The organism is Natronococcus pandeyae, assembly GCF_008122205.1.
Taxonomy (GTDB): domain Archaea; phylum Halobacteriota; class Halobacteria; order Halobacteriales; family Natrialbaceae; genus Natronococcus; species Natronococcus pandeyae.
Genome location: NZ_PHNJ01000030.1, coordinates 1 through 11,058, shown reverse-complemented (window position 1 = coordinate 11,058; position 11,058 = coordinate 1). Strand labels below are relative to the sequence as shown.

Genomic DNA, 11,058 nt, shown 5'->3' with positions numbered 1-11,058 from the left:
CGACGGATCGGTCTGCGCTGGTATGCCGTGATACTCCTGCTGTTTCCGGCCCTGAACGGGCTGGCACTGCTATTGGGAACCCTGGCCGGTGACTCGGTTCCGGCGTTCGAGCGTGCTGCCGAGTTCGCTGCTGATCCGGTATCGCTCCTCCCGTACGCGGTTTTCATGGTAATTTTTGGTCCCCTGCCGGAAGAATTGGGCTGGCGAGGCTACGCGCTTGACGGGCTGCAAGCGCGCTGGAACGCGTTAGGTGCGAGTCTGATCCTTGGCGTCGCCTGGGCCGCTTGGCACGTCCCGCTGTTTTTTATGATAGGAACCTACCAAGCCGAGTTGGGCGTACTGACGCTCCCGTTTTGGGAGTTCATATTCGGGGCAACGATCACCTCCGTTCTCTACACCTGGATCTACAACCACACGGGACGCAGCATCCTTGGAGCAGTTCTGTTTCACTTCTCGGGAAACTTCAGCGGCGAACTTGTTCCCCTCGGTCCCATCGGAAGCCACGTCCCAACAGTGTTGACGCTGCTAGTAGTCGTCGGCGTGGTGTACCGCTATGGGCCGAAAACGCTAACCCGACGTTCACCCCCACAGTCGTCCGATACGAAGTAATCTGCCGCCAAGGGCTATTCGGCGGGAGCCGACAGCCCTCGTCATCACCGACAGCGGACGACGCAGCACTCAACATCCGCGTGATCACCTATGGGCGGACGGACGCCTCACCGAGGCCCCGTTTCAGCGTCGCCGCGTCGAGCCGAACCATCCCGCCGACGAACGTGAACAGTGTCAACCAGAGCAACGTCGTATACACGAGGTACAGTTCGTTGAACGCGGTTGTGAATGCATATGAGGCATACGTACCTGGCTACACGGACTGGATGGACTGGTCAACTCGCTCAATCAGGTACCCGTCTCGGCTCGAGCGTCGCTCTGAACAGATATTGAAACGATTGGGGCAGCCCCGGAAGACGCGAAATCTGCCACCGTCTAGAATCGTGCGGTAATTCTTTTCCAGGTATACTGGCACCCCTTCAGAGCGAGACCCAGTGCGACGATCAGCAGTGTGCCGCTGACAGTCACTACAAAGATCACCATCCCAAACGACAAGCCAAACATTCGGTACTCCGCGCGGGATCCGAATTGCTCTGCCATCGCGTATGCGCCGGACCCTGGAGGCGGAACGGAGACGTACGCATACGCGATACCTAGCAGTGCCAATCCAAGTATTCCCCACCCGAAAATATGATTACGAAGCAGTAGTTGCGAGTCAGAAACTGCGCTTTCTTCCTCTTCGGTAGTTTGTGAATCAGTAGACATATTGAATACTCTACGAGTCTCAAATTAGTTTTTGGGGTTTGTGAAAACCCATCTAAACGATGAAGCCTCAGGGCTTGTCTCCGCGGTACTTCACAACCGATTGCAGGAGGGTTGCAAAGGTATTCCAGATTGCTCTCGGCCACTCGAGCAAGCTGTCTTAAAATCTCAGGAATCTTCTTCAGACAGTGGTTTGGATAATCTGTCGAACCGTTTCTGCACGCGCTCGAGTCGAGCTTCTGTTTGCTCGGGCAAATACTCCATATCCGTCAGTGACCCATTCTGGATCTGGACTTCGAGTACCGCCCGCTCTGTGGCGTTCTGGGGCAGGCGGTCGACGTCAATGACCATCTCGTCGATCGTCTCGTCACCATCCTCAATCAAGAGGACCGCCTGTTGACCGTCGACGATGCGATCGACGACCGCCGTGTACTCGCCGTTCATAGATTTCTCGACGAACGAGCACACTAAAATTGCTTGGGGTAGTACGATCCTGTTCGCCTCGAGGAGTAAAGCGTTGAGTTACGCGACGGCGAGTTCTGTGGTCTCCATGTGAGTATCATCACCCTCGAGTGTGATCGTCGGCTCGCTCACACCGTCTGATGGGTTTTCGACGCCGTCGATCCCGACCTGGATTTCGCCCTCGACAGACGTGTTGAACATCCCAGAGAGATCGAAGGTAGCTACATCGCCTTCGTAGTCGTCCTGGTTGACGGAGATTTCGTCGGTCGAGCCATCACCATCACGATCTAGCAAGACAGTGACGTCATCTGCGTCGATGTCATCGAGACTCGTTCCGGTTGGGTACTCGACACTGATGGAGTCAACTTCACCGTCGAAATCATTCGCCGCATCGGTGAGCGTCCACGTATGCTCAGCGTTCGTCTCAGGATCGTCGTTGTCGATGTCGAGCGTCTCTTGGTGGGTCGTTCCCTGGAACTCCTCATCGGAAACCGTCCCGACCTTCTTCGGCTCGAGGTTCGGATCGAGAGTCGATTCGTCATCATCTCGAAGTTCCATTGGATCGGTCGATGCGTCGTTCTGGGCGTAGATGGTGAACTCCTCGCCATCACTCACGAACGAATTCGTTCCATGGGTGCCGGTCCAGTAGGCGTTGACGCCGTAGGCATCGAGTCGGTCGAGCGTTTCGTTATCTGGATGGCCGAACTGTGAGTCATAGTTACTCGAGATCGTCGTCACCTGGGTGTCGATTACCTCGAGGAAGTGGTCGTTCGAACTGGTCGAACTCCCGTGATGGCCAGCATGATACACCGTCGCTTCCAGCTCATCGCCATAGGTGTCGGCCATCCGTTCCTCCGCATGGTACTCGGCGTCTCCCGTGAAGAGGAACGAGGTCTCCTCGTGCTCGAAGAGGATCGTCATGCTGTTGTAATGCAGCTCGCTTTCATCGTAGTCGTATTCAGGATCGTCCGTCGGGGGGTTGAAGACGTTCGCCTCGAGCCCGTCGAACGGGAGTTCGTCACCCTCTTCGACCTCGTACAGCGTCACATCGTACTCTTCGACGGCGTCCATGTAGTCTTCGTAGGTGTTCGTACTGGTGGGGACACCACTATCGTAGGCGGCACCAATACCGTTCTTTTCTTCCTCGAAGTGTTCGATCAGGTCCGCGTGCCCACCGATGTGATCACTATGGGCGTGTGTTGCGACGAGATGATCGATATGATCCACGTCGTGTTTCTCGAGAAACTCGATAATCGTCCCTCCGTCATCAGTCCAGTGCCCGGAATCGATGACCATGGTTTCCCCCTCCGGACTGAAAATCACCGCTGCATCCGCTTGCCCAACGTTGAGAATGTGAACTTCGAACTCGCCGTTGCTGGTGTCAGTTGCGGTTGTCGACAGCGTTTGTGTATCGCTCGAGTCGGTTGTCGGCAGTGTTTCGGGGTCTGGCTCGAAAGCGTGGCCGTCGAGGCTCGGATCGTCTGGCTCAGTGAGGTCACATGCACTGGCGGGCCCCGCTGCTGCCACAAGAAGGGTGATTAATACAATTAGTATTATGGGATATTTTGATTGCATCCTGTGTGGAGAGAATGTCCACTACGTATTAGAATTACGTATGTATTCCACTATAATTGAAGATAGTTAAATCCAAACTGATCAGAATCGAACTAGGTTGCTATTATCGGCGGCACAGGCGCAAAACCCCGCCGTTCACAGTTGATGCGAAATGTGCATTGGAGGCCATCTATCCGACGATAGAGCGGCTTGCCGGTGGATTCTATCCCAATCCAATGCACACTTCCGAACTACTGATTATCGCCGTGCGAGCGCGATCCTGGTTTCGTGAGTTCCGAGAAATCGCCCTGATGTGTGTCGTCTACAACATCAAGCGTACTGTGAAACAGTGAATTCCACCGCCTTATGGCGATTCAACACAGCCGTTGGATCGAATGGAGCGCCAACGCCTGTTGTACAAGGCTCAAAATGAGGTGTTGATCACGGAGGAGCGTGAGGAGAAGTTCCGTAAGTCAATGAAGGGACTCAAGAAGGCTCACTCGTTGGTTTCGCCTCACTCTGCGGCAAGTGATATCCGGGCGGACGTGGCGTTCTTTGAGGCGGTTTTCGGCGCTATCAACAGCATAGAGAACTCCGGAAATCCGGATGAAATGGAAGACTTGGATTCTGTGATGAAAGAGTTGGTAGCTGAGGGCGTCGGTATCGAAGACTTGGTAGAGGTAACTGGTTTTGACAAATGGGAGAAGGAGAAGCCAGTTCTAAGCGATGAGTTCCTCAGTGATGTTGAGGAGGTGGAATTCGAGAACTTGCAGGTGAAGATGCTTCGTCAGCTGCTGGAGAACGAGATCACAACTCGAAAGCAGACGAATTTGGCGAAGTACGAATCTTTTGAGGAGGTGCTAGAAGAGACGATCAATGAGTACAACGAAGGTTTCCTCTCGACACAGCAGGTTATCGATGAGCTGCGGGGTTACGCTGAGAGGATTCAGGAGACGGATGATCGCCAGGACGAGCTTGGGCTGAGTTATGAAGAATATGCTTTCTACTCGGCCATTTCGTCAAACACGGATACTGAGATTGACGACGAGACGTTGAAGACTATTGCTCGTGAGTTGAAGCAGAATTTGAAGGCCAGTGTGGAGTTGGATTGGACGAACCGTGAGAAGATCCGTGCAGAAATAAATACCGAAGTAAAGGCTGTTCTGCGAAGTAATGGTCTGAGCTTGTACAAGCACGAGAATCTAGTTGATCCGATTGTCTCGCAGGCCGAGGCCTTCTATAGTGGGGCAGCTGCTTAACCGAATTTTAGCTGAACTTTGGATGTTGAATACCAATCGCGGCCAGCCAACCAGTCGGTAATAGGGCAATTTCCCCATTCACGTTGCGCACTACTGCTTACACACTATTGTTCTACGATGAACGAGAGAGATGAAAGGTCGGTAATGTGTCGGCTTCGGCACTCATAGATCAAGCCAACTTCGAAGGACCGAACGAAAACGACCGTATTCGGACAGGGTGTACGAAAAGACCGTCGTTTATATCATTACTGCCCCCAACGAATCGGGTCTGAATGGTCGCTTCCTGTCTTAAAAATTATAGTAACTCATATACATCTCTATACTTGATTGGAGAACATGGACCCTAATCACTTTCTTTCGTTTGCTCAGGAGGTGTCCTCTGAAAGTTATACCAATGAAAATGATTTTGCCTATATTGCAGCTAATAAGTTTTGCAGAGCCTTAGGAATCGATACTGAACACCTATTTTATGAAGTAATGATATCAGAATCTAGATTTGCTGATGCGGTTATTGCGCCATCTCGAACATCCAAACCCTGGGTGATTCTCGAATTCAAGACGATAGGAGATGATTCAATGGTTAATCTCGGACTGGTGGAAGAGCTCAGGAGCGACTCTGATGCTGAGGTAGGTGTTGCATTGCGTCCCAATTCTATCGGAGTCACGTACGAAAATGATAGAGTAATGTACGTTCTTTCTACGCTAAATGAAGGAGAAGCAGGTATTTTACTTGATATTTTATCCCCGCCAGAAGATTACTTTGATGAAAAAGACGAGGAAGAAAAAGATGAGGAAGATCTATTTGGGGTGAATATTTCGAATGTTGACTCAGATAAATATAAATTTGATAGGTTCAAAATTGATGTAGATGGCTTTATTCAGGCGGTTCGTGAAGTGGAGAATGCTGAGACGAATCAAGAAAAAGGAGATACTTTTGAAGACCTTGCCAAAATATTGTTCAACGCATTAGATAACGTAGTTGTTAGAGACACCAATGTAAAAAACAACACTGGCGAGGTAGATCTCATTGTTGAGTATTTAGGCAGTGACGACCTCACAATTTTTGATGACTGGGGCAGATATTTTTTAGTTGAATGCAAAAACTGGAAAGATTCCGTCGGTGTTTCAGAGATAAGAGACTTCTATGGTAAAATGGACAAAACAAAGGTCGATCTCGGGATTATATTCGCGAGAAATGGAATCTCTGGTGATAACGGTGTTAATGCAAAAAGATGGATTCAAGACTATTATCAGCGCGACAGTTGTATGATACTAGTTATCAGTGAAGAACATATTCGTTTGCTGTTAGAGGGAGAGTCAGACTTATATTCAACACTTGATGATGAAATGTACAAGAGAAAATTTTCTATAATAGATGGGGACTGAGGACACATCTAAATGCCGTACAGATCACTCCTCTCTATCGCACGATTGATGGTGGTTCTGGACGTGCCAAGTTCATTTGCTGCCTTTCGTTTTGATAGATCTTCTTTTATAACCATATCTAAGACAGCACAGACTTGATCATAATTCGCCCCCTCGATTAATTGACCATCGTTTTTATCAAAGTCGAGTGGTGGTCTACCATGATGATAGTCCTCATTCTGCCGCCTTGCAGCAATTCCTTCTTTGGTATTCATCTGTTTGACCCGCGCTTGCCATTCCGCGAAGGCCCCAAGCATCTGCATTTGTAGCTTGTGCATCGGGCGTTCCTTCCCGTCTCCAAACGAAAGACCATCACGGACAAAATAGACCGCAGTATCGTTGTCTGTAATCCTCGAGACTGTCCTCTCGAGATCCTGTAGTGACCGAGCAAGCCGAGAGATCTCATGTACCACAACGTGATCAACCTCTCTTTCTTCAACAGACTGCATCATCTCTCTATATCCAGATCACGCAGTATCCGTTCCCGTAGACTTATCTCGGAAGACTCGAAGCTCAGAGAGTTCAGCACTGAGGTCGTCCTTTGCGTAAGCTTGAACACTTTTCAGTTGTCGTTCTAAGCTCTGATCTTCAGTCGATACCCGAACGTAGCAGGCCGTTGGCATCGATATTGATCAAGTGATAGGGGGTCAAAAAGGGAGGGTTAGACCCGATACCATAGGTATGTCATATCGACCTGCTACCGCCCTTGTGAACGACTCAATGGCTTTGAAACTGAAGAGACGACGAATACGTGTGGAGGTGCTCATCGCCTCACAGTAGCCGTCTTATAGTAGCTACTTACAGAAAGGCTTCAATCGGTCATGTGTTTCATTAGATGTGCCGCCGTTAACTTGGCTTGGATCAATAGATTCCTAGCTTTGTTTATCGATATGTAATATGAAATTATATGGCTTTCGTTCTCTAATTTCTTATGAACGATCTTATAAGGAGGATCAGAGATTTCATTTAAAATATCGTAAATTTCCTTTCTAGGATTTACCCCAGTCGGGCCTACCTCTGACCATATTTCGCCATCAGGGTCAGATTTAATTCTTAGATACCCTACAGCCTGACCAGCAAATGTTATCTCTGCCTGTCTCTCGGTCCCTCCGCGTGATAGAAGACGGTATCCTAATTCATTTGCTCGCCTACTCATATCCTCTCCAGAAAGAGAAGAATTATACTCTAAAATACTATCCTCAACCACCTCAAACTCTAGCACTCGCCAAATCCCATCAATCCATAACACATCCTCGCTTTGAATTGTGGCTCTGATGACATTCCCAGGCTTGAGGTCGTCAATACTGCTTTTAAATTCACTATCGTATGACTCGTGATCCGTTTCTACAGAAACTGGGCAAGATATGTTTGCGTGCATATCGATAAGATCGATATCATCTTCGTGCGCATTCACTATTCTATAGCAACTTTCCATGATCTGAGCCATATCGATGAGAAACAGGCGACTTATTTATAACTTGGAGAATGATATACAGTATGTCAGTTTCACTGCGAGAACTCCCTGGTCGAAACCTCATACAGGAGATTCAACGATTTGAGTGGAGGTATAGAACACTACAAGATGACTATCAGAGGTTGATGGAAAGTAAATCACCACCGCCCAAGTCAACGCGACAGCGGCAATTTACAAATCGAAACCATCTGTACGAAGCTGAGAGAAGATTACATAATTACCTATCAGGTTACTACTCTTTCTCCTGCTTAATATCTACGATTGCTGAAATAGCCCCCAACCCAGAGTGCGGTGGCAAAATCAAGCATCAGCGAAAGCAATTCATGGAGTTACCAACGTCTCGGGTCGTATTTGGTCTACGTCATTATATACAACATGAAAATATTTTACCGCTTGTTATATGGCAGTCAAGCCATTCATCTGATTCTCCAGCGTATGCATTATCCAAACAAGAGCTTCAAATGGGTGAGGGATATCATGAGGGTTTCAAATATCACTATGGGACTATTGATGGCCCAGTTATATTCCCATTCGAATCCATTAGAGAGAACAAACCTGCTATTGAGGTATTACGGCAGAGAGTACGTATCCTTATAAAAAAATACCAATCTGACGAGCTATTAGAATACAAAGAAAGGCTTGAAGAGATGCAAGTGGTATGGGACGAGATTACGGAAGAGCAGGGTATTTCTCCTTTAGTGAAAGGGGTAATCGAATCAGACCAGAGCATTCCTTCCGAGCTTCGCGAATTAGTTGAGGAAACAACTGAATGACCAACTGGAAAATATTTGCGGGAGATCTCTGTTGATCGAATCTGACAATTACTCAGCCGCCAGAGATCGTTCGTTCAATTACAAACACATGCTTTCGAACCCTATTCAATCGTTGCTACTACCCGGCCCACCGCCCATGAAATCCGCAACAGTCGCGGCCTTGTTTTTGAAGATTTAGCACTCAGGAGATTATTTGAGGTGTTTATATCAGTTAGACAATTTATCGAAATCTATCTGGGGAGCGTGCTTTTCATATTCGTCTTTCAACCGATCATCCTGAATTTCTGCATATATCTCAGTCGTAGTGATTGATGAGTGCGCCATGTGCTTAGATAACGCTTCGATGGACCCACCGTTCTGTAACCAATGCATTGCAAATGAGTGACACAGAACGTGGGAAGTATACTTGTATCGTTTCCTCCCTTGTGCATCCCGGTAAAGCACTTCCTGGATCCCAGCGTTCTCTGCTGCCTGAACCACAATCTTGTTGAGCCGATCTCCGCTGACTGACGGAGCAGATTCAGAAACAAATAGATACGGACTTTCTGCTGCATATGGAGAAGCATCTCGGTAACCCTTATCGAGCCATCTAATCAGTAGTCCATCTAACCGAGGTTGCCAATACGTTGTGTTAATCTTGTTTCCTTTTCCTCGAACCTGTACTTTGCGCTCTTCACGATCAATATTGTTGGTGACCGTAGTCGGCGTGCAGCAATGTCTGTAAATCGGCACAAGAACCAGTCAGGCCAGGAGGCGTAACCGTAGCTCAGAGAATTCTGTCCTCGCCGGAATCACCAGACAGCTCTCTACCAACAACGTGCTTCCGAAGAGCGAACAGGTGACCACAAAGCTTTCAGCGTTCTCCTCAAGACCTTACTCTCATGGACCTCAATCACTTCATTTGGCGTACTTCCCCAACGCGAGTGTATAGCTCCCTTGGCGTGCTCATAATCCTTGGTGGAATATTGATGTTCTTTTACGGCCATAGCGGCGTCCAAGAGTATCAATCGCTCGCTGGTCAAACAGCACGGACTCTATCCCAATCCCACCAAGATCAATACCAAATCTACTGGTGGGCTCGAACAATCGGTGCAGGACTCGTTGTTGTTGGACTTGCCGATCTGGCAGTTGGCGACGAAGATGAGGAAGAGTAGATGCTCAGAGAGAATTTTGGGTCAAGGGGTTAACTAAACTACATCTCGCTTTTAGTTTTCACCGAAATGGACGTCACAACATCGAAAGTGACGGCTCGAGTGGAAAGCGTTTCCGCGATTTCTTGACGTTGTTCAAGGGTAAGGTCGTCACGTTCGAGGACACGGCAAGCTGCACGGACGAGAGTATCTATATCCTCGCACGCGAAGGCAACCGCGTCTGAGCGGTTACAGCCGTAGAACTTCGCGGCCTTCTTGATAACATCGTATCGCCATTCGTTCCCGTCGCCAGTGTGGATACGAACCGAACCAGGTATCTGGTTGCGAGCCATACTCGTGAATACGAGCTCTATATCCTAGATTTTCCGGTTACTCAAGACCCGTTCAGTTATAAAGATAATAACGAAATAGGGTATGTACGGCACAATTAGTGTGCTCATCGCGACAGCGACAAGCGAATTATGAACACGGCCGATTTGTGGTCGTGTTCATATCCGAAAAATCGATTATCTTAGCGTGCGACCTGGGGCCAGGGCCCATATTAATGAGGCGGTTAGCTCTGGGCACAGTCAGTGACTCAAAAGAGATCGTCTGTAGTTAGATATCGTCGATGTCTATGCCTTCAATTTTGCCGCTCCAGTTGATCGCTGCTCGACGAACAGCAACTCGACGTTCGGCGATGTTTCCGATACGTCGATCGATACTGCTAATTTCTTCTTCAAGTTCGTCTTGGTTCTATGTTTGGTCGCTCTAAAGGACTGTTGGCACACCCGGATTCCGATGTTCGACAGCAGCCTGGAACGACGGCGCTAGGCGGTACCCGCTCTCGTCGATATCAATGATCAAGCACCTCGAGTCGGTCGCGATAGAACCACCGATGGTAGGTGTCGTCATCATAGCGAGCGTTATGCGCCATGTCCAGCGGATGGGACTCCCGGTATTAGATCACTGGTCGAACGCTGGCCTTTCAGAATATTTGGCCGAGACCATTACATAGCTTTTGTAGCGGTGATAGTCTGTGGTCGGTCGAGATTTCGCGTCAGTTGCCCGTGAGTAAACTTGTTGGCTTCCGTGTTGTCTCTGCGTGATACTGGCTCGAGTTCTGTCACACCCGTTGTGAGGATGAATGTGAGTCCAACTACTGAATCTGCGTTATTCTCACTGCTACTACTTCTGAATCGGGAGGCTTCTCCTCGTAGTTGTCACTAAAAGAGACAGCGACGTCGACCCGAGAGTCGACGACCAAGTCCGGTCGTGGTCGTGTTCCTATTTTGGTAGTGGCGTTCGTGTGCTTCTCACGCGGTTCCGGCTGGTGGCTGGGTCACAACGGGTGTGACACCGCCAGCACTCGCCACACCCTCCTCGAGGAGATCGAGGTGGCAGTATCGATCCTCGAGCAACCCAGTCGCGGTCTCGAGGTCCATCGAGAGGATCTCCTTCACTGGCTGCTTCGGACTCACCTGTCGCGTTCGTTCCTCGAGGCCTGAACCACCAAGCTCCACCATCGCCTCCCAGACTCGAGTGATGGTCGTTCCATGCGGCTGCTCACCCATGATCGCAGTCAGGGCCTGGCGCACGTCATCGCGGGTGAAGAACACACCGTCACCCGTGGTTCGCTTGGTCGCGAATTCTTCCCAGCGTTTCGCGAC

General features: G+C 49.3%; 9 protein-coding genes and 3 pseudogenes. 5 read left to right on the top strand and 7 right to left on the bottom strand.

Going from position 1 to position 11,058, the window contains the following annotated elements; all coding sequences use genetic code 11:
- A partial coding sequence (locus tag CV102_RS25400; protein ID WP_148860789.1) for a CPBP family intramembrane glutamic endopeptidase occupies positions 1-609 on the top strand: 609 nt, incomplete at its 5' end.
- 870 nt (positions 610-1,479) lie between these two features.
- Here CV102_RS25400 and CV102_RS25395 read toward each other — a convergent pair.
- Positions 1,480-1,755, bottom strand: coding sequence for a DUF3006 domain-containing protein (locus CV102_RS25395; protein ID WP_148860788.1), 276 nt, complete (start codon positions 1,753-1,755; stop codon positions 1,480-1,482).
- A gap of 78 nt (positions 1,756-1,833) precedes the next feature.
- Positions 1,834-3,348 carry a ComEC/Rec2 family competence protein gene (locus CV102_RS25390; protein ID WP_148860787.1) on the bottom strand — a complete coding sequence of 505 codons (1,515 nt, stop codon included), beginning with the start codon at positions 3,346-3,348 and terminating at the stop codon, positions 1,834-1,836.
- 242 nt (positions 3,349-3,590) lie between these two features.
- On the opposite strand from CV102_RS25390, the pseudogene CV102_RS25385 reads away from it, so the two are divergent.
- The 3 genes and pseudogenes from CV102_RS25385 to CV102_RS25375 form a co-directional block, all read left to right on the top strand.
- Positions 3,591-3,680 (top strand): annotated as a pseudogene (locus CV102_RS25385) (IS5/IS1182 family transposase); the annotation flags it as partial.
- 42 nt (positions 3,681-3,722) lie between these two features.
- On the top strand, positions 3,723-4,586 hold the full coding sequence (locus CV102_RS25380) for a type I restriction enzyme endonuclease domain-containing protein (RefSeq protein ID WP_222863745.1): 864 nt from the start codon (positions 3,723-3,725) through the stop codon (positions 4,584-4,586).
- A gap of 336 nt (positions 4,587-4,922) precedes the next feature.
- Positions 4,923-5,972, top strand: coding sequence for a restriction endonuclease (locus CV102_RS25375; protein WP_148860786.1), 1,050 nt, complete (start codon positions 4,923-4,925; stop codon positions 5,970-5,972).
- Between the two features lie 8 nt (positions 5,973-5,980).
- Here the strand turns inward: CV102_RS25375 and CV102_RS25370 are convergent.
- Both CV102_RS25370 and CV102_RS25365 read right to left on the bottom strand, forming a co-directional pair.
- Positions 5,981-6,634, bottom strand: a pseudogene (locus CV102_RS25370) (recombinase family protein).
- Between the two features lie 188 nt (positions 6,635-6,822).
- The gene (locus CV102_RS25365; RefSeq protein ID WP_148860785.1) at positions 6,823-7,458 is read right to left on the bottom strand and encodes a hypothetical protein; all 636 of its coding nucleotides are present in this window, start codon (positions 7,456-7,458) and stop codon (positions 6,823-6,825) included.
- A gap of 350 nt (positions 7,459-7,808) precedes the next feature.
- Here CV102_RS25365 and CV102_RS25360 point away from each other — a divergent pair, with 350 nt between their 5' ends.
- Entirely contained in the window at positions 7,809-8,258 is a 450-nt protein-coding gene (locus CV102_RS25360; RefSeq protein ID WP_148860784.1) for a hypothetical protein, read from the top strand.
- A 207-nt stretch (positions 8,259-8,465) separates the two neighbouring features.
- Here the strand turns inward: CV102_RS25360 and CV102_RS27325 are convergent, their stop codons facing one another.
- The 3 genes and pseudogenes from CV102_RS27325 to CV102_RS26935 all read right to left on the bottom strand — a co-directional run.
- Complete coding sequence (locus CV102_RS27325; RefSeq protein WP_187433119.1) at positions 8,466-8,990, bottom strand: tyrosine-type recombinase/integrase; 525 nt, start codon at positions 8,988-8,990, stop codon at positions 8,466-8,468.
- A 460-nt stretch (positions 8,991-9,450) separates the two neighbouring features.
- Positions 9,451-9,741, bottom strand: coding sequence for a DUF7692 domain-containing protein (locus CV102_RS26940; RefSeq protein WP_148860783.1), 291 nt, complete (start codon positions 9,739-9,741; stop codon positions 9,451-9,453).
- A 963-nt stretch (positions 9,742-10,704) separates the two neighbouring features.
- Positions 10,705-11,058: pseudogene (locus tag CV102_RS26935) on the bottom strand (hypothetical protein); the annotation flags it as partial.